Annotated in this window: 17 protein-coding genes; 7 read left to right on the top strand and 10 right to left on the bottom strand. The window is 57.6% G+C overall.

Annotated features, from left to right (window positions below):
• Positions 1-249 precede the first annotated feature (249 nt).
• A complete protein-coding gene (locus ASN_RS02600) occupies positions 250-447 on the bottom strand; it encodes a hypothetical protein (protein WP_035380451.1) in 198 nt (65 codons plus the stop codon).
• Positions 448-487: 40 nt separating this feature from the next.
• On the bottom strand, positions 488-1,375 hold the full coding sequence (serB, locus tag ASN_RS02595; protein WP_058987116.1) for a phosphoserine phosphatase SerB: 888 nt from the start codon (positions 1,373-1,375) through the stop codon (positions 488-490).
• A 29-nt stretch (positions 1,376-1,404) separates the two neighbouring features.
• Between serB and miaA the strand changes: the two genes are divergently transcribed.
• From miaA to sodC, 5 genes are all read left to right on the top strand, one after another.
• The gene (miaA, locus tag ASN_RS02590) at positions 1,405-2,421 is read left to right on the top strand and encodes a tRNA (adenosine(37)-N6)-dimethylallyltransferase MiaA (RefSeq protein ID WP_058987115.1); all 1,017 of its coding nucleotides are present in this window, start codon (positions 1,405-1,407) and stop codon (positions 2,419-2,421) included.
• A 37-nt stretch (positions 2,422-2,458) separates the two neighbouring features.
• Positions 2,459-4,273, top strand: coding sequence for a biosynthetic-type acetolactate synthase large subunit (gene ilvB, locus ASN_RS02585; protein WP_006560243.1), 1,815 nt, complete (start codon positions 2,459-2,461; stop codon positions 4,271-4,273).
• 71 nt (positions 4,274-4,344) lie between these two features.
• Positions 4,345-4,863, top strand: a complete 519-nt coding sequence (ilvN, locus tag ASN_RS02580; RefSeq protein WP_006560244.1) for an acetolactate synthase small subunit — start codon at positions 4,345-4,347, stop codon at positions 4,861-4,863.
• A 55-nt stretch (positions 4,864-4,918) separates the two neighbouring features.
• Positions 4,919-5,938, top strand: coding sequence for a ketol-acid reductoisomerase (gene ilvC, locus ASN_RS02575; RefSeq protein WP_006560245.1), 1,020 nt, complete (start codon positions 4,919-4,921; stop codon positions 5,936-5,938).
• 405 nt (positions 5,939-6,343) lie between these two features.
• Positions 6,344-6,874 carry a superoxide dismutase[Cu-Zn] gene (sodC, locus tag ASN_RS02565; protein ID WP_058987113.1) on the top strand — a complete coding sequence of 177 codons (531 nt, stop codon included), beginning with the start codon at positions 6,344-6,346 and terminating at the stop codon, positions 6,872-6,874.
• A 153-nt stretch (positions 6,875-7,027) separates the two neighbouring features.
• Here sodC and ASN_RS02560 read toward each other — a convergent pair whose 3' ends face one another.
• Both ASN_RS02560 and ASN_RS19415 read right to left on the bottom strand, forming a co-directional pair.
• A complete protein-coding gene (locus tag ASN_RS02560) occupies positions 7,028-8,305 on the bottom strand; it encodes a lipoprotein pyruvate-formate lyase (RefSeq protein ID WP_058987112.1) in 1,278 nt (425 codons plus the stop codon).
• A 1,109-nt stretch (positions 8,306-9,414) separates the two neighbouring features.
• The gene (locus tag ASN_RS19415; protein ID WP_157765082.1) at positions 9,415-9,915 is read right to left on the bottom strand and encodes a LytTR family DNA-binding domain-containing protein; all 501 of its coding nucleotides are present in this window, start codon (positions 9,913-9,915) and stop codon (positions 9,415-9,417) included.
• Positions 9,916-10,347: 432 nt separating this feature from the next.
• Between ASN_RS19415 and ASN_RS02545 the strand changes: the two genes are divergently transcribed.
• Positions 10,348-11,298, top strand: coding sequence for an alpha/beta hydrolase family protein (locus ASN_RS02545; protein WP_197603324.1), 951 nt, complete (start codon positions 10,348-10,350; stop codon positions 11,296-11,298).
• A 508-nt stretch (positions 11,299-11,806) separates the two neighbouring features.
• Here ASN_RS02545 and gltX read toward each other — a convergent pair.
• The 5 genes from gltX to ASN_RS02520 all read right to left on the bottom strand — a co-directional run bounded on the left by gltX (position 11,807) and on the right by ASN_RS02520 (position 16,735).
• Entirely contained in the window at positions 11,807-13,144 is a 1,338-nt protein-coding gene (gltX, locus tag ASN_RS02540; protein ID WP_058987109.1) for a glutamate--tRNA ligase, read from the bottom strand.
• Between the two features lie 66 nt (positions 13,145-13,210).
• Positions 13,211-13,615, bottom strand: a complete 405-nt coding sequence (locus tag ASN_RS02535) for a hypothetical protein (RefSeq protein WP_006558242.1) — start codon at positions 13,613-13,615, stop codon at positions 13,211-13,213.
• Positions 13,612-14,814 (bottom strand): nicotinate phosphoribosyltransferase, encoded by a 1,203-nt coding sequence (locus ASN_RS02530; RefSeq protein WP_082666547.1) that lies wholly within the window; start codon positions 14,812-14,814, stop codon positions 13,612-13,614. Before ASN_RS02530 ends, ASN_RS02535 begins: the two co-directional genes overlap by 4 nt.
• Before the next feature lie 105 nt (positions 14,815-14,919).
• Positions 14,920-16,299 (bottom strand): class II 3-deoxy-7-phosphoheptulonate synthase, encoded by a 1,380-nt coding sequence (locus ASN_RS02525; protein ID WP_058987108.1) that lies wholly within the window; start codon positions 16,297-16,299, stop codon positions 14,920-14,922.
• A gap of 196 nt (positions 16,300-16,495) precedes the next feature.
• Positions 16,496-16,735 (bottom strand): hypothetical protein, encoded by a 240-nt coding sequence (locus ASN_RS02520; RefSeq protein ID WP_058987107.1) that lies wholly within the window; start codon positions 16,733-16,735, stop codon positions 16,496-16,498.
• Between ASN_RS02520 and ASN_RS02515 the strand changes: the two genes are divergently transcribed.
• Entirely contained in the window at positions 16,714-17,115 is a 402-nt protein-coding gene (locus tag ASN_RS02515; RefSeq protein WP_058987106.1) for a hypothetical protein, read from the top strand. The two genes, ASN_RS02520 and ASN_RS02515, sit on opposite strands and share 22 nt — an antisense overlap.
• 82 nt (positions 17,116-17,197) lie before the next feature.
• On the opposite strand, the gene ASN_RS02510 is transcribed toward ASN_RS02515, so the two are convergent.
• Positions 17,198-17,794 carry an IMPACT family protein gene (locus ASN_RS02510; RefSeq protein ID WP_058987105.1) on the bottom strand — a complete coding sequence of 199 codons (597 nt, stop codon included), beginning with the start codon at positions 17,792-17,794 and terminating at the stop codon, positions 17,198-17,200.
• Between the last annotated feature and the right edge of the window lie 14 nt (positions 17,795-17,808).

Below are 17,808 nucleotides of genomic sequence, written 5' to 3'. Positions count from 1 at the left end.
GAGTCTGGGGGGAGTATGCGTCGGACTTTCATCCAGCTCGAGACGAAAAACGGCGCCGCATCCCGCCCTTCTAAATCTGCCTTGTTGGCTTCGCAAATCCCAGAGTCGGCATCTGCTGACGTTTCAAGCTGCATCTTGCCCTGTGGGGGTGCTGATAAGGCAGGACAGGTTCATTCCCCGCTGAATATGGCCGGTGCAATAGGGCGTGTTGTCAGTTAAGGGGGAGGATTATGCTCGTGCGTGGGGACGTCAGACCCAGATGGTGCCCAGCAGGATGAGTGTGCCGATAATCAGAGCAGCCACGTGGCGCATGACGTGTTCAGGCGAGTCTGGGGGAAGGGTCAGGTAATACTGGAAGCAGTAAGCCATCAGCGCGCAGCCCACCAACGCCAGAAAGACGCGCACAAACGGAAAGGAGGAAATGTTGCGTCGCGGGTCGAACTGCATGGGGTGATCTCCTTCCTCTTTCTGGCTTGATGGCCTGTCTTTATGCGCCTGAAAACGCTGAGGCTGGATAGCCTTGCACAAACAGCGCCGTGCGCAGCGAGGTATGGTTGATCTGCGCTGCAATGGCATTGCGGATAATGGGCTTGGCATAAAAAGCCAGACCAAGCCCCGCTGCCTTCAGCATGGGCAGATCATTCGCACCATCCCCAATGGCCAGTGTGGCGTTAGCCGGAAGGACGTGTTTTTCCGCCAGAGAGGTCAGTAACGCCAGCTTGGTATCTGGCCCTAGAATGGGGTGCCCGGTTTCTCCGGTCAGCATGCCATCCGCAATGGTCAGGGTGTTGGCGTGGTTTTCCTGAAACCCGCATAGCGCTGCCACGCGGGAAGTAAAGAACGTGAACCCGCCAGAAACCAGTGCTGTATGGGCACCGTGCACGCGCATGGTTTGCACCAGTTCCTTTGCGCCTTCGTTCAGCCGCACATCGTTCCAGGCTTTTTCCAGCAGGGAGGCAGGAAAGCCTTTCAACAGGGCCACCCGTTCCCGCAAGGCCGTGGCAAAATCAAGCTCGCCATTCATGGAGCGGGCTGTGATTTCGGCAATTTTTTCACCAATGCCCGCATGGGTGGCCAGATCATCCAGCGTTTCGTTCGCCACAATGGTGCTGTCCATATCAGACACCAGCAGGCGTTTGCGTCGGGCATCCTGATGTGTCAGGACCGCATCAACCGGCTTGTCAGCCAGCGCAGCGCGCAGGGCGGGCAGGCGGTCTGCCGCAGTGGCGGGGCAGGGAATGTCCACCGCTTCTCCGGCGGAGAGTGTGGTGACAGTCTGCGCGCCATCCACGGCGTCCCGCGCCAGGGCAATGGTTGCGGCATCAAGTGTGGCGGCGTCGCGCTGTGCGACAAGTGTCAGGACCAGGCTCATCATTTGGAATTGGGTGTGACAGGAATACCCGCATGAAGCAAGCGGAAGACCAGAGAAACAGCGTTGCGGAACGCGGGCAGGTTGCCCTTATCATTGCGGGCCCCACATGCTCGGGCAAATCAGCCCTTGCGCTGACTGTGGCGCGAAAGTTGGGCGGCACCGTAATCAATGCGGATTCCATGCAGGTGTATCGCGATCTGCGGGTTGTGACCGCTCGCCCAACGCCGGAGGAGGAAGCGCTGGTGCCGCATCGGCTTTATGGTGTGTTGCCAGCGGCGGAAAAAGGCAGCGTGGCCTGGTGGCGTGCGCAGGCTCTGGCCGCCATGGAGGAAGCATGGCAGGCGGGGCGACTGCCCATTCTGTGCGGCGGCACCGGCATGTATATGCGTGCCCTGACAGATGGTCTGGCCGAAATACCGGATTGCGGAGAGGCTGCCCGCACCGAGGCGCGACGTCTGGTGGCGGAGGAGGGGCCAGAAGCCCTGCATGCCAGACTGGCGGATGTTGATCCGGATATGGCCAGCCGCCTGCGCCCGGTGGATTCTCAGCGGGTTTCCCGTGCGTGGGAGGTCTGGCGAGGCACGGGGCGCAGCCTTGCGTGGTGGCAGGCCCAGCCCGGTTTGCCACCTGCGCCCTGCCGCTTTGTGGCTGTGCGCCTTCTTCCGCCCCGGTCAGAACTACGGGCCAGAATCGGGGTGCGGTTTGACCATATGATGCAGCATGGTGCTGTAGAGGAAGTAGAATCCTTACTGGCGCAGCATCTTGACCCCGCTTTGCCTGCCATGCGGGCGCATGGCGTGCCGGAACTTTCAGCCTTTCTGCGCGGCGAAATTCCGCAGGAGGAAGCCGTGCGGCTGGCTGTGGTGGCAACGGGCAAATATACCCGTAGGCAGGCCACCTGGTTTGCGCATCATGCCCTCTCTCAACCGGGGCTGACATATGATCTTGATATGTGCATGCCACCTTCCGAGCAATTTTCGGAAAGAAAATTCAGTGAAATTATTTCTTTTATTCTATCCGGGATTGACGATGCTGACAGGGTTCCCTAAAGATGCCGCCCAACCCGCTTTTGGGAGATAGGAAGAAATGACACCCAAAACCGCTTCTGCCACCATGGCCGCACAGACCCCCACCACCCTACCGGGTGCGGAAGTCCTTATGCGTGCGCTTGCTGAGCAGGGCGTTGAGGTTATTTTCGGCTATCCCGGTGGGGCTGTCCTACCCATTTATGATGCCCTGTTCCGCCAGAACCATATCCGGCATGTGCTGGTGCGGCATGAGCAGGCGGCTGTGCACGCAGCCGAGGCCTATGCCCGTTCAACCGGCAAGGTGGGCGTGGTGCTGGTCACCAGTGGCCCCGGTGCCACCAATGCCGTAACCGGCCTGCTGGACGCCATGATGGATTCCATTCCGCTGGTGTGTCTCTCCGGTCAGGTGCCCACGGCGCTGATCGGGAATGATGCCTTTCAGGAGGCAGATACCACCGGCATTACCCGCCCGGTGACCAAATACAATTATCTGGTGCGTCGCCCGGAAGATCTGGCCCCGGCGGTGCATGAAGCATTTGCCATTGCGCAGTCTGGCCGCCCCGGCCCGGTGCTGATTGATCTGCCCAAGAATATTACAGTGGGAGATGCGCCGTACGTTGGGGCCGATCAGGTTAAGCCGCGCACGGGCAAAGTGCAGGTTGACCCCGAGCGTGAGGCCGTGGCCCGTGCCGTTGCCGCCATGAAAAAGGCGCGTCGCCCGCTGTTCTATACAGGTGGTGGCGTGATCAACTCCGGCCCGGAAGCCAGTGAAGGCCTGCGCAAGCTGGCAAAGCTGACGGGCTTTCCGGTTACCTCCACCCTGATGGGGCTTGGTGCGTTTCCAGGCACGGATAAGCAGTTCCTGGGTATGCTGGGCATGCACGGCACGTACGAAGCCAATCTGGCGACGCACGGATGTGATGTGTTGATTGCTCTGGGCAGCCGGTTTGATGATCGCGTAACCGGTCGGCTGGATGCGTTTTCACCCGATTCTTTTAAAATTCATGCGGATATTGATCCTTCCCAGATCAACAAGATCATCCATGTTGATCAGCCGATTATCGGCGATGTGGGCCGGACCATCGCGCTGATGATTGAAGAGTGGGAAAAACAGCCTGCCTATGAACACAAGGCCGAACTGGCTGCGTGGTGGGAGCAGATTGAGGCATGGCGGGGGCTGAACTGCCTGCGCTTCAATCAGGATCACGCACCGGAAGCCATTATCAAACCGCAGCAGGCCATCCAGCGTATTTATGAACTGGCGCAGGAAACCGGGCGCGATACGTTTGTCTCCACGGAAGTGGGGCAGCATCAGATGTGGGCGGCTCAGTTCTTCAAGTTTGATGCCCCCAACCGTTGGCTGACCTCTGGCGGCCTTGGCACCATGGGGTATGGCCTGCCCGCCGCCGTTGGGGCGCAGATTGCCCACCCGGATGCGCTGGTGCTGGATGTTGCCGGGGAAGCCTCAACCCTGATGAACATTCAGGAACTGGGCACCATTGCCCAGTATCGCCTGCCGGTTAAGCTGTTCATCATCAACAATCACTATATGGGCATGGTGCGCCAGTGGCAGGAACTGCTGCACGGCTCGCGCTATTCTGAAAGCTATAGTGATGCGCTGCCGGATTTTGTAAAACTGGCGGAAAGCTTCCACGCCAAGGGGCTGCGTGCCACCCAGATGGACCAGCTTGATGGCGTGATCCGTGAGGCACTGGCGCATGATGGGCCGGTGGTTGTGGATCTGTGCGTGGCGGAAGGGGAAAACTGCTTCCCCATGATTCCATCCGGCGCTGCGCATAATGAGATGATCCTTGGGCCGGAACAGGAAGAGCGTGGCGCAAAGGTCACGCGTGAGGGCATGATGCTTGTCTGACGCCCCCACCTTTTTGTTCCGTGGCGTGATGATACGCCTTTAGTCTCGCGTGATTTTCAGGAAGTTTTTCAATGCAGCAGAATGCTCCCGGCTCTGCGGTTATCTCCCTGCTGGTAGATAACGAAAGCGGTGCGCTGGCCCGTATTATCGGTCTGTTTTCAGGGCGCGGATACAATATCCGCAGCCTGACCGTGGCTCCGGTGGATGAAGAGGGACTGGTGTCCCGCGTGAATATTGTCACCACCGGCACCCCGGCAGATATCCGGCAGGTGAAGGCGCAGATCGAACGTCTGGTGCCTGTTTCCCGCGTGGTTGATCTTTCTTCCGCCGGGCCGCATGTGGCGCGGGAGATGGCGCTTATCAAAGTTGTGTCCTCTGGTGAGCCGCGTACCGAGGCGCTGCGCATTGCGCAGGCGTTCCGTGCCCGCGCGGTGGATACCACGGCCTCTTCCTTCGTGTTTGAACTGACTGGTTCAACCGACAAACTTGACAGTTTCATTGAACTGATGCGTCCGCTTGGGCTGGCTGAGGTTTCCCGCACCGGAATCGCGGCAATCTGCCGCGGACCGCAGACAATTCAGAGTCACTGAAGATAACAGAGCGGCAGGAAAAATCCCTGCCGTGGTAAGGAGAAAAACAATGTCTATGCGTGTTTATTACGACCGTGATGCGGACGTGAACCTGATCAAATCCAAAAAGGTTGCAGTTATCGGGTATGGCAGCCAGGGCCACGCTCACGCCAACAACCTGAAAGACAGCGGCGTCAAGGACATCGTGATCGGTCTGCGTGAAGAATCTTCCGCCGTGAAAAAGGCGCAGGATGCTGGCTTCACCGTGATGACGCCTGATAAAGCCGCTGCCTGGGCCGATGTTGTGATGGTGCTGACGCCTGATGAAGGCCAGGGCACGCTGTACAAAGAATCTCTGGAAAAGAACCTGAAGCAGGGTGCCGCTCTGGCGTTTGCTCATGGTCTGTCCATCCACTTCCGCATCATTGAAGCCCGTCCTGATCTGGACGTGTTCCTGATCGCACCGAAGGGCCCCGGCCATACCGTGCGTTCCGAATACCAGCGCGGCGGCGGTGTTCCCTGTCTGGTGGCTATTGCGCAGGATAAGTCCGGTTCCGCTCTGGAAATCGCGCTGTCCTACGCATCTGCTATTGGTGGTGGCCGTGCAGGCACCATTGAAACCAGCTTCAAGGAAGAAGTGGAAACCGATCTGTTTGGTGAACAGGCCGTGCTCTGCGGTGGTCTGGTTGAACTGATCCGCGCTGGTTTTGAAACGCTGGTTGAAGGTGGCTACGCACCGGAAATGGCGTATTTCGAATGTCTGCACGAAATGAAGCTGATCGTGGATCTGATCTACGAAGGCGGCATTGCCAACATGAACTACTCCATCTCCAACACGGCTGAGTATGGTGAGTATGTGTCTGGCCCGCGTGTGATCACGCCGGACACCAAGAAGGCCATGAAGGACATTCTGACCGACATTCAGAACGGCACCTTCGTGCGTAACTTCATTCTGGAAAACCAGTCTGGCAACATTGGCTTCAAGGCTACCCGCGCCATTAATGATGCCCACCAGATTGAAGCTGTTGGTGAAAAACTGCGTGGCATGATGCCGTGGATTTCCAAATCCCGTCTGGTTGACAAAACCAAGAACTGATCAGCCAGCCTGTTCTTTCAGGTTTCTGACAAAAAGCCCTGCCGTGCTTACGCGGCAGGGCTTTTTTGTTTGAAAGACCACAGACTTCGCGGAACGCTCGCGCCCAGAGCAGAGCAGAGCAGAGCAGAGCAGAGCAGAGCAGAGCAGAGCAGAGCAGAGCAGAGCAGAGCAGAGCAGAGCAGGCGCGGGACGATGTGGAAACCGGGGCACGATGCTCTCGGTGGGGCGGGGGGAGGTCGGATGCGGCAACCTTGCTCCGGCATCATGCGTTTGACATCGTTCGGTCAATTTAAGGTGCAGAGGGCACTCTGCTGCTCACAACTCTCTGAGCATATGCCAGACTATGCAAGTGAGACTGAATAGCGATACCGTATCCGACTGTCGGAAGCGGAAAAGGAGAAAGCAATGTTTGCTTCACGTCTGAAATTTGTTGCTGCTCTTGCCTGCGGGATGGCGCTGGCTCCCTCCCTTGCGATGGCGGCGAGCACCGCCACGGGTGACCTGCAGGGGGCGGATGGTGCTGCCCATGGCACCATCAAAGTGACCGAGGCCCCCAATGGTGTCCTGCTTCGTGTGGAAGCAAAAGGGCTGACGCCCGGATGGCACGGTCTGCATTTTCATGAAAAGGGAAGCTGCGAGCCCCCAAAGTTCACCAGTGCTGGGGGGCATATTCACACCGCAAAGCCTGTTGTGCACGGCCTGCTGCATGAGGGCGCGAATGATGCGGGCGATCTGCCCAACCTTTATGTCGCCGCAGATGGCACGGCAACGGTCGAACTCTACTCCAGCCTTGTCTCTCTGAACGCGGGCGGCAAGCATCCAGCCCTTCTGGATGCTGACGGATCATCCGTGGTTATTCACGCAAACCCGGATGATTACACCACCCAGCCGATTGGTGGCGCAGGGGACCGTGTTGCCTGTGCGGTCATCAAGTAAGATTGTTTTATAAGGCGCTACGGCGCGGGCACAGCGCGAACCACACTGGATATTGGATGCAGAAGTCTGCTCAGTACGGTTCGTGCTGCGTCGTTTAGTGTAAAAAGGTGACGTTCACCTTCATCTGTTCCATGCCGGGGTAACGCGCTGTGTTCACGGCAGGCGTGGTTCGGTTTCTCCTAGAAAAATACTGGCTTCTTCTGGAATCCATTCCCCTGTATTTTCATCCCGCCCTTGCAGGACCAGCCGAGGTGTGGCGGAACTGCGCTGGCTACTGGCCTCTTTCAGAAAGGGGGTCATGCTATCAGACTGTTTGCGGTTGATGAGGCAGCACAGTGCAGTTTCCGGAAAAGCGGAGAGCAGGTGGGCTGAGCTTTCTTCTCCCGCAAAAATCATCAGCGGAGGGCGTTTCCGTTTGGCGATAACGTATTTGTGGATAATGGCCGTTTTACCGCTTCCGTACGGGAACGGATATTTTGCAGATTCAGTAGAAAGCAGAACTTTTTTGTGTTCATCCAGCCGTGCACCATAAATGTGCTCTCTGGGAATATTGTAGCCGTATTCAGCAGATGTTGCAAAAAAGGCTGTACAGTCTTCCAGTGAGGATGTGCAGACAACAGGGTCTATGCCGTGTTCCTGCAATATCTGGAATAGATCTGCCATTTCTGGCGTAAGACGCAGGGCCTGCACAAAGGTGGCCTCGACCGCACCGCTTTTTCCGGCGCGGTCAGGCGGGCAACGCCATGTAATGGGCGTAATGGATTGGCCCAGCCCCCATTCATTTGCGGCGCGTGTCAGGGCCAGAACATCGGTAATGGTCTGACCAGCCAACAGGCGAAGTACCCAGCGCTGAGCTTCTTCACCGCCATGCACGGTCCGCAGGCTGTGATAATAAAAGATCATGCGGGCGCGAAAGGCCTGATGAGCCGGATCATTATCCAGATCTTCGAGCGAGAGCGGGTGCGGCAGGTGTCCATACCGTGCTTGCAGTGCCCGGTAGTCCTCAAGAATATCCTCAACCAGCAAAGGCTGGGAAACAGGTTTGCCTGCAATGGTTGTAAACGGCGCGGGCAATGCTTTTTCTGGCATGTGGGTATGGATCAGATGCCGGAATTCATGCGCGGGCAACAGAAAACTGAAATGTTCCAGCATGTAATGGAACAATGTTTCCTGCACATTGCCCACAATGGCGGTTTCATCCCAGTCAAACACCGCATAGGGGCGGTGAGCCTGATCATATTTTTCTGAATACTGGCCGTATTCACTCATCACGGCCTGCACGCGGGTGCGTGTTTTGGGGGCCCATTTCAGGGTTTCCAGCATGGGCGGGGTTTCCGCCGGGGTGAAGGAACTTGCCCGGGCAAAAGCAGGGGCAGTCAGCAGGCCGGTCAGCCCGAAACTGAAAGAACGGCGGGTCAAAGAAGACGGCATGCGAGGTCCAGAGTGGCTGTTGCAAAAAATCCAGCGCGAAGGCGCGGCTGAACGAAAACATACGTCGGGCAGCAGAGTGCCTAATCTTTCACGTCCTGTCACGGGGAGAACGGAAGACAAATAAAGGCAAGGCGGAAGGGATAGGGCAAAAAGGCAACGGCACTTTGGCAGGAAAGGAGCGCAAGACTGATGGTAGAGGGCTTTTCGGGGTCTCCCGCCGTTTCTGAGCCAAACGACCGGGTGGCAGCCCCCACTGCAGAAGCAGTCGTTGGTTATATACAGCGCGAGCAGCTTCAAGCACCAGTCATCATTAGGTCATTCTCTGGGTGGCGAGGTACGTTCAAGCTTGGCGCGCGTCATCCCTCTCTTGTCGGTCGCTTGATGATCATTGATGTCTTGCCATTTTACACCTTGATGTTCGACCCTGCGGCCACTTCCGAAACGGCCAGACCTCGGGCCGCAGCGTTCCGGGCATCTTTACTGGCGGCATCAGGCCCGCAGGCGGAAGCCTCTCAGACCGCTGCCATCGCCCGTCTAGCCAAAACCGAAACGGTAGACCTGCTTTGCTCCAAGCCTTCCTCAGTTCGGATCGCAACACGGTGGCCAATGCAGCCTATGAGCTCATGACGACCGACCTGCGCCCAGAACTAGGCCATATCGGCGCTTCAATTGAGTCGTCTATGCCTATGACTCTTTCTATGGCGTCTCGGCCACGCGGATCGATGCACTCTTTCATTCCGCCTATGGGGCGTTATCACGCGCATGTTTCAGAAGGATAGATGAAAGTTTCCATTTTATCATGCTGGATCAGCCGGACTTGTTTGTGCGTGCTGTTCTCGACTTCCTTGGGCCGAACCCTTCAGAGGGATCGCCGCTGCGTTGAAGAGAAGTCTGATATGGCGGATTGGAACAGCACTGAAGCAAGAATTTTCAAAGATGAAAGGCAGATGCATAATCGTCTGATTCTATATTCGTTAACGGATAACGGACCATTCGTTCTCCCGGCCGAAACGACCAGTCGGTTCAACGGAAACGGAGCAGACAGTCGGCGGTCGCCTCACTGCGGATATTGACGATAAGATACATACTGTCGAAAAGTAGACGTGGGCTTATTTGTCTCCAATTGCATCGAGCCAGCCCGCTTCTCTCAGGAGTGCAACAGCCCCTCGAGCCACCGGCGCAACGATGTTGCCCTCGAGATGCAATCGCATGGAGCGTGGGGTGCCTTCAATGTAGTCCACAGCAGCACGCGCGACCCACCATGACCGATGTGTCCTGAGCCCTTCGACTGGGCCGACGGTTTCGATCGCCTCAGTCAGAGTCATATGCGCGAGCCGTGAACCGGTACGCGTATGGATGCGCACGTAATGGTCTTCCATTTGCAAGGCAATGATATCTTTGCCCAGAGGAACGGTGCGGGCAGGACGTTCAACAAGCACAGGCCCACTGTTGGCCGACTTATCATGCGTCGTCGATCGCTGCTTCAGGATGATCACACAGATAAACCCGACCGCCGCGATCAATCCGCTTTGTAGATACCAGACTGTCCAGCCAGGAGCATGCTGGTGCAGTTCCGGCCAAATCATCAGGGCGGAGATCCGAGTTATCATCGCTTGTACAAGTGACGCGATAATGAGCATTACGGCCAGTAGGGGCCAATGCACGCGCTTTAAGCTTCTGGCTTGCCGTCGCCATGCAAGCCATGTGCCGCCGAATAACAAGAATCCAAACCAGATCGACGCGCACCAATACAACAGGCGCCAGATCAGGCCAGAGTTCAAATAGCTGCCGAATGGAGCCAATAGACCGAGACATAGCCCTGCGCCCGTTGTGATAACGGCCAGCCGGACTCGATGTGCACGTAGCATGGGTGGGAAAACAATTTCGGTCATTATAACGGAATCTACCCGATGTTTTGTTTTGGCGCTACCGTTCCGCCAGTTCGCGTGCCCGTTCGCCCATTCACGAAAACCGTGGTTTTCCGCCATTTTAAGAGCATGCAGAGATAGGTTTGGTTTTACATCAAAGGAGGTGTTTCTCTCATGCTCATGCAACTACTTACCTTTCTGTCATTGCTTCTGATTGCGCCCTATGGCGCTGCTGCGTCTACTTCGCAGGAGGTCGGCTTCCAGTACCGACACATGAGCGATGGTACCGAGGTCGGCATTTGGTATCCGGTGATTGGAAGACCAGTGCACCAGCATCTCGGCATCTACGAACAGGACATCGTGCCAGAGGGGCAGCCTCTTGGTCATGATCTTCCGTTGGTGGTCATTTCGCACGGTCACGGCGGTGTGTCCTCTGGTCATCTCGATACCGCTGTCGCGTTGGCACACGCAGGCTTTGTTGTTGCGAGTCTGACCCATCCTGGCGACAACTGGCGCGACGATAGCAGAGCGATCCAAGTTGCGGATCGGCCAAAAGCGCTGAGCCGACTGATTACTTACATGTTAACGACCTGGCCGCACCATACCGTCATCAGCGCTGCTCGCATCGGTGCGTTCGGGTTCTCCTCCGGCGGTTTTACCGTGTTGGCGGCGGCAGGTGCGCAACCTGATTTTGCTCGCGTGGCAGCACATTGTAATCAACATCCCGAGTATTATGATTGCCAACTCATCAGGCATCATCCCGGCCCACTGCCGACGTGGTCCGATAGTCATGATCCCCGGATCAAGGCGATTGTGGTGGCCGCTCCAGCACTTGGGTACACATTTGGGCGAGAGGGTCTTCGAGATGTGACGATTGCTGTGCAGCTATGGCGTGCGGACGACGACCATATCCTGCCCGCACCTTTATATGCCGACGCCGTGCAGGCTGATCTGCCTCATACCCCAGAGTTCCATAGCGTGCCAGGGGCTGGGCATTTCGACTTCCTTGCCCCCTGTGCTGTATCCACGCCGATCTGCCAAAGTGCGCCAGACTTCAACCGGATCGCGTTTCATCGCGACTTTAATGCAAATGTCGTGACATTCTTTACTCGCGCTCTCCATTGATCGAAGGGGAAGCCTTTAGCTTCTATCCCTGTGATATTGGTTTTCGCCCGTTAATAATAGGTTTGTGGATATTGCCGCTCCAAAGAGGAGCGTCTGCAAATTCTATCCATATCGCTAGACCTCTGAATATGATCAAGTGAACTAATGCCGGCCGCGATGTTCCGGAGATGTCTACTACGCATAACACTCAGAGCGTGTTTGATAGCGCAACACGTGATGGGTGGCTCAGGGCTTTTGAATACTGAAAAAGCCGATATGAAAGTTTGATACGGGACTGGAATGGATGTTCCCAGCGATCAACCACGAGAAAATGCGTCGGACTGATCGGGCAGACTATTCAAATAGAATATAGGAGGAGCCGAAGCTGCGAGAACAGGTTTCAGACCGTTCTACCCCTGTCCTATCAAAAGGGGCTAGGTGCCAGAAGGAGCGAGAAAAGCGCGCCTTCTGCACCGTGCGTGGAAAAGACGTGCGCGGTGCAGAGGCTTTTTACAAAGGGAAGGGAGGCTTAGCCTTCCTGTCCCATCAACAGCCGTTCGAGTGCGCGTTTGCGGCCGATGAGCGGTAGCAGGTCACGCAGTTCGGGGCCGTGTTCTTCGCCTGTCAGGGCAAGGCGCAGGGGCAGGAACAGGGCTTTGCCGGAGCGGCCTGTTTTTTCCTTCAGGGCTGTGGTCCAAAGCTTCCAGGTTGCGGTGTCCCACGGTTCTTCTGGCAGCAGCGCGGCTGCGTCTTTCAGGAAGGCGGATGTGTCCGCTTCCTGCGGTGGCGGCACAATGTCTCCATAGACCACACTGGCCCACAGCTTCGCTTCGGAAAGCATTTCGATATTGCCGCGAATGGCCAGCCAGAAGGCTTCCGTCGCGCCGTGGGGGAGGCGTTCCGCCACGGCAGTGAAAGGCGTCTGGGCCAGCAGCTTGTGGTTCAGGGCCAGAAGCTGGCGGGTATCAAACCGCGCGGCGGATTTTGAAATGTGGGAGAGGTCATACACCTTGGCCTGCTCCGCAAACGGCACCAGAATTGGGTCATCCGAACTGCCAAGCCGAGCCAGATAGGCCACCAGCGCTTCGGCCTCCACCCCGTCCTGACGCAAGGTGCGCAGGGACATGGCGTCAAACCGCTTGGAGAGTTTGCCCCCATTTTCATCCAGCAGCAGCGGCAGGTGCGCAAAGCGGAAATGGTCGGGGCGTGCGCCCAGAGCCTCGGCAATATCAATCTGCACGCCGGTATTGGTGACGTGATCTTCGCCACGAATGATGTGGGTAATGTCTGTTTCCAGATCATCCACAACGGAGGCGAGCGTGTAGAGCACGGTGCCATCGGTCCGCACCAGAACGGGGTCAGACACGGAAGGCAGTTTGACCTGACACGCCCCCATCACAAGATCCCGCCACTGAATGATGCGGTCAGAAAGACGGAAGCGCCAGTAAGGCACCTTGCCATTGGCTTCGGCCTGCGCACGCTGTTCTGGCGTCATTTTCAGCATGGCGCGGTCATATACCGGCGCGCGGCGCTGGCGGATCTGTGTTTCGCGCTTGGCGGCCAGTTCCTGTTCGCTTTCAAAGCACGGATACAGGCGGCCCGTGGCCTTCAGTTTTTCAATGGCTTTGGCGTAACGGTCCAGCCGCTCGGTCTGGCGGAAGGTTTCATCCCACGTAATGCCCAGCCATGTCAGGTCTGTCTGAATGGCTTCAACATGGCTTTCCTTGGAGCGCTCGATATCCGTATCATCAATACGAAGTTGGAACGCCCCGCCATGGCGGCGGGCAAAGAGGGCGTTGGCAATGGCAAGGCGAGCATTGCCAACATGCAACATACCGGTGGGGCTGGGCGCAAAACGAAGCTTCATGACGTCTCTATGCCGTGACTGGCGCGGAAATACCAGCCCTCTCCTGCCTGTCAGGCCGCCAGTTTTTCAGTGGGTGGTGGGTGGTTCGTCGTCGTCCGTAAACGGAGCGTCATCCTCTTCATCCACCAGTCGGCGGGGGTCCAGCGCGCGCCAGTCCCGCTCCATGGGGGTGGCGCGGGTAGCGGCAAAATCATCCAGTTCATTGGCGGAACGCCAGCCGTCATCCCCGGCGTCCAGCACCACGGCGTCTTCCCCAAAGCTGAACCAGGCTGTCAGCACATCCTTGGTAGAAGCGCCCGGCACGCGGCACCGTTCCACGCTGTCTCTTACATAAGAACGGGCAAACGCATTGGCGTGCGCCAGATCATGAAAACCGCCAACTTCTTCAACAATGTTGTCTTCTGCGCCGCCTGAGAGATCAAGAATACGCACACGCCAGGTTTTATCTTCCGGTGTGGGGGTTTCTGTCATGCAGAGGAGCCTTTCTGTGCTTTGCGCTGGGAGGGGAGGAGGAATTCCCGCCCGATCTTCACGCGTTCCGTGCCGTTGTAGGACACAATATCCGCCGTGGCGTACGTTTCGTTCCAGCGATCAGGAATAAAGGAGCCGGTGCCGACCACATCAATGGGGGCGTGGGCATCGGCCATGCAGGCGCATTTGGTAACGCCAAAGCCAGAGGAAGCAATGATCTTCACATGCGGGAAGCCAGCCTCATCCAGCGCGTCACGCATGCGCCAGACAGCAGCGGCGGAAACGCCGGTGCCAATCAGGTAACGCAGTTCTGAATCAGAACGATACCGGCGCAGGGCTTCCGGTGCGTGGCGATCAACTACCGCGTAGGATTCCTGCGGGTTCAGCCCTTCCAGAAACCGCCCGCCATGGGTGTCAAGGCGCACGCCAAGGCGGCCCTGTGCGGCAAGGTCAGGAAAGCGGCGGCATACGGCCAGCGCATCCGTCACTTCCTTGCCAAAGTAATCTACCAGCACCACCAGATCCGTTTCCGGATATAGCTCGTGGAACATTTCCGCAGCGCGCACGGTAGAACCCGCATAGCCAATAAGGGCATGGGGCATGGTGCCATAGCCATGCGTGCTGTTGAAAAACGGCGCTACGGCATCATTTGCCGTGCCGATAAAGCCGATGGCGCCATCGCGTTTGGCGGCACGCCCCCCTACGGAAGCCGCATAGGCCATCAGTTCCTGCATTTCATATCCCGCGCAGTGGCGGGCATCCATGGCCAGAAACTTGGTGTGGGGCAGGGAGACGGCAATTTGATAGGCGCGGTGGGCGGCCACACAGGGGCTGCCCAGCTTTTGCAGCAGAAGCGTTTCCAGATCAGCCAGATGGGTGAAGGAGCCGGTGATGTACACCAGGGGCTCACCCGCACCGACCCATGCCCCTTCAGGGTGGATCAGATCAATTGTGTAAGGGCTGTTCCGCTCCGCCATCACGTTCTTCAGCCATTCCAGCATCAGCCCCGGCGCGGAGATGACGGGACGACGAATGAAGAAGGCGTATGTAACCTCACAGTCTCCAAAGTGAGAGACAATCCGCTTGGTGCGGTTGAAGTAGGAATCCGTTCTGGCCGTAATGACCGGGTCGGGAAGCGGTGCGGACGAACAGGCCGTTTTCAGGCCGGGCGTTTCAACGCCGTTAGAAGGCTGCACCATCCTTGTCTCATCTCCATTCCGGTTCAGGCTGTCTGGATGATGGGGGTTCCGGGCGGTGCGGTAAAGGCACCCCCCGGTTCTGTGATCGTGGGTTGGTGGACGCGTTCAGCGTTTGCCGGTCAGTTCCTCAGCCATCAGGAACGCCAGTTCCAGAGACTGCTCGGCATTCAGGCGCGGGTCACAGAAAGTTTCATAACGGTCGGCCAGATCGGATTCCGTCAGGCAATGTGCGCCGCCCACGCATTCCGTTACGTTCTGACCGGTCATTTCAATATGCACGCCACCGGCATGCACACCTTCAGCCGCACAGGCATCAAAGAAGCCTTTCACTTCCGTCATGATGGCATCAAATGACCGTGTTTTGACCTTCTGCGTGGTGGAGATGGTGTTGCCGTGCATCGGGTCAGTCAACCAGGTCACGGTACGGCCCGTGGCTTTTACGGCCCGCATCAGCGGCGGCAGGTGCTTGTCAATCTTGTCAGCGCCCATGCGGGAGATGAGCGTAATACGCCCGGCTTCATCAGTCGGGTTCAGGATTGCCAGCAGCTTTTCCAGATCTTCCACCGTGGAGGTCGGACCAACCTTGATGCCGATGGGGTTACGCACCCCACGCAGGAATTCGACATGCGCGCCGTCCGGCTGGCGGGTGCGGTCCCCGATCCAGATGAAATGGGCGGAGCAGTCATACCATTCGCCTGATGTGGAATCGACACGGGTGAGCGCCTGTTCATAAGGCAGCAGCAGGGCTTCATGAGACGTATAGAATTCGGTTTCATCCACCTGCGGGGCGGAGGCAGCGTCAATACCGCAGGCCTGCATGAAGGACAGAGTCTCCCCAATCCGTTCCGCCATCACACGGTAGCGGTTGGCCAGCGGAGAACGTTCCACAAACCCCAGATTCCAGCGGTGCACTTCATGCAGGTTGGCATAGCCCCCGCGAGAGAAGGCGCGCAGCAGGTTCTGGATGCCAGCGGACTGGAAATAACCGGTTTCCATGCGCACAGGGTCAGGAATACGGGCTTCTGCCGTGAAGTCCGGCCCGTTGATGATATCCCCACGGTAGGACGGCAGCGTGACATCGCCCTTGGTTTCCGTATCGGAAGAGCGCGGCTTGGCGAACTGGCCCGCCATGCGGCCCAGCTTCACCACCGGCACTTTTGCGCCAAAGGTCAGCACAACCGCCATCTGTAGCAGCACGCGGAACGTATCGCGCACCACATCGGCCTTGAATTCGCCGAAGCTCTCGGCGCATGCGCCGCCCTGCAATACAAAAGCCTGCCCTTTGGCGGCCTGGGCCAACTGGGCGCGCAGGCGGCGTACCTCACCGGCAAATACCAGTGGCGGATACACATGCAGCCGGTCTTCCACCGCTTTCAGCGCGGCTTGATCCGGATAGGTTGGCATCTGCTTGACAGGAAACGAACGCCAGCTATCCGGCATCCAGGTAGCAGACGTCGGGCGGGGCTGGGCGAGCGAGGCACTCATGGACTTGATCCTGTCAGTTCTATCTGTCTTGAAGATGTGGCGTTCGGTATAAAGATAACAGTCCCCACAGCCGTAAATGGCAGCAAGGGGCTGCCTTTATGTCCAAAACGCGGCCAATACGCAAATTTTGTTCCGTTAATCTAGCCGCCCACGCAACGAGTGGGCCGGGAATGCGTAAAGAGAATGAGCGGGCTGTTCACATGGCATGGCGTTTGCCCGTGGGGCAGGAGAGCGGTAACTCATCCTGAAACCCCAACAAGATCAGCACCATAGGAGCGTTCACGCGTAACGCCGAAGGCAAAGTAACGCTGATTGGATTTTTTCGTGAGTTGGTGCGATAGTAACGCCATGCCGCCTGCGCCACAAAGTTGAGGGCACAGGTTAGGATCACTTTTTTCCACGGGGTGACGCGCAATGGCGCAGCTGCGTAAATCATCTTTCCTGCTGCTGGCGGGTCTCAGCCTTGGTGTGTGTCTGGCTTCCGGCGCATCTGCCGCGCCTGGTGACCCATCCCTGACGCCGGATAACAATATTTCCTTCGGGGAAGGGTCTGCCTCTTCCGGTTCATCCCAGAGCGGAAGTTCTGCTGAAAAAAGAACTGTGCACGGGCATCGTAATCTGCCTCCGGGGTATCAGGATGCGCCGTCCATGGAGTTCAACCATGGGGATGATCCAGACCATCTGGCCAAGGTGCATCGTGACTCCATCACGGGGTCAGATCTTTCCCGTTATGGTTCTGCATATGAAAGCAGCGGCCCCTATGGGTCTGGCCAGCTTGGCGACTCCACAGGGAACGGCTGGGTAACGCCGCGCTGATCTTCCCTTTTATGGCTTGCCCTGCAGCATTGTGAGGCTGTGGGGCCAAGAGCGTTCTTTCACGCCGTGATTTCGGCGCTTCTCACGCTTCCACAACAGAAACGTTTGTCTGACCGCTTGTCAGGTCTTGCAGGCGATGTGTCAGATCTTCCTGCTGTGCGGCGGGGAGGGTGAGTACAAACTGCGCCCCTGTCGCGTCATATTCGGGTGTCGCGGTCTCCAGCCCCCATTCCTGCAAGCGGGCCTGGATTATGGCCAGCAGTGAAAACGGAATGTGGAATGTCAGCGTCACACGCTCGATAATGGCTTCCTTGGGGGCCTCGCGCAGGCATTCCGCTGCCGTGCCAGCATAGGCGCGGATCAGGCCGCCTGCGCCCAGTTTGATGCCGCCAAACCAACGGCTGACCACAACCGCCACAAAATCCAGCTTCTGGGCTGTAATGACCTGCAAAATTGGTCGCCCCGCCGTGCCGGAGGGTTCGCCTGCATCATGACAGCGGCAAAGAGGCCCAATCTGCCAGGCCCAGCAATGGTGTGTGGCGTCAGGCTCGGCGGCTGCAATCTGGCTGATGAAGGCATCAGCTTCTTCCGCGTTGCGCGCCGGTGTGGCCCGCGCCAGAAAACGGCTTTTGCGGATGTCTTTCTCAAGTGTGAACGGGCCAGTCAGCGTTTCGGTCATGCCGCGTATGATAA

Source organism: Acetobacter senegalensis (genome assembly GCF_001499615.1).
GTDB lineage: Bacteria > Pseudomonadota > Alphaproteobacteria > Acetobacterales > Acetobacteraceae > Acetobacter > Acetobacter senegalensis.
Note: the sequence above shows the minus strand (reverse complement) of the source record. Positions and strands in the feature narration are given on the sequence as shown.

What these genes read in the sequence shown, in the direction of transcription:
- ASN_RS02600 (WP_035380451.1), bottom strand. Translation starts at nt 447, where the DNA reads ATGCAGTTCGACCCGCGACGCAACATTTCCTCCTTTCCGTTTGTGCGC.
- serB (WP_058987116.1), bottom strand. Translation starts at nt 1,375, where the DNA reads ATGATGAGCCTGGTCCTGACACTTGTCGCACAGCGCGACGCCGCCACA.
- miaA (WP_058987115.1), top strand. Translation starts at nt 1,405, where the DNA reads ATGAAGCAAGCGGAAGACCAGAGAAACAGCGTTGCGGAACGCGGGCAG.
- ilvB (WP_006560243.1), top strand. Translation starts at nt 2,459, where the DNA reads ATGACACCCAAAACCGCTTCTGCCACCATGGCCGCACAGACCCCCACC.
- ilvN (WP_006560244.1), top strand. Translation starts at nt 4,345, where the DNA reads ATGCAGCAGAATGCTCCCGGCTCTGCGGTTATCTCCCTGCTGGTAGAT.
- ilvC (WP_006560245.1), top strand. Translation starts at nt 4,919, where the DNA reads ATGCGTGTTTATTACGACCGTGATGCGGACGTGAACCTGATCAAATCC.
- sodC (WP_058987113.1), top strand. Translation starts at nt 6,344, where the DNA reads ATGTTTGCTTCACGTCTGAAATTTGTTGCTGCTCTTGCCTGCGGGATG.
- ASN_RS02560 (WP_058987112.1), bottom strand. Translation starts at nt 8,305, where the DNA reads ATGCCGTCTTCTTTGACCCGCCGTTCTTTCAGTTTCGGGCTGACCGGC.
- ASN_RS19415 (WP_157765082.1), bottom strand. Translation starts at nt 9,915, where the DNA reads ATGATAACTCGGATCTCCGCCCTGATGATTTGGCCGGAACTGCACCAG.
- ASN_RS02545 (WP_197603324.1), top strand. Translation starts at nt 10,348, where the DNA reads ATGCTCATGCAACTACTTACCTTTCTGTCATTGCTTCTGATTGCGCCC.
- gltX (WP_058987109.1), bottom strand. Translation starts at nt 13,144, where the DNA reads ATGAAGCTTCGTTTTGCGCCCAGCCCCACCGGTATGTTGCATGTTGGC.
- ASN_RS02535 (WP_006558242.1), bottom strand. Translation starts at nt 13,615, where the DNA reads ATGACAGAAACCCCCACACCGGAAGATAAAACCTGGCGTGTGCGTATT.
- ASN_RS02530 (WP_082666547.1), bottom strand. Translation starts at nt 14,814, where the DNA reads ATGGTGCAGCCTTCTAACGGCGTTGAAACGCCCGGCCTGAAAACGGCC.
- ASN_RS02525 (WP_058987108.1), bottom strand. Translation starts at nt 16,299, where the DNA reads ATGAGTGCCTCGCTCGCCCAGCCCCGCCCGACGTCTGCTACCTGGATG.
- ASN_RS02515 (WP_058987106.1), top strand. Translation starts at nt 16,714, where the DNA reads ATGGCGCAGCTGCGTAAATCATCTTTCCTGCTGCTGGCGGGTCTCAGC.
- ASN_RS02520 (WP_058987107.1), bottom strand. Translation starts at nt 16,735, where the DNA reads ATGATTTACGCAGCTGCGCCATTGCGCGTCACCCCGTGGAAAAAAGTG.
- ASN_RS02510 (WP_058987105.1), bottom strand. Translation starts at nt 17,794, where the DNA reads ATGACCGAAACGCTGACTGGCCCGTTCACACTTGAGAAAGACATCCGC.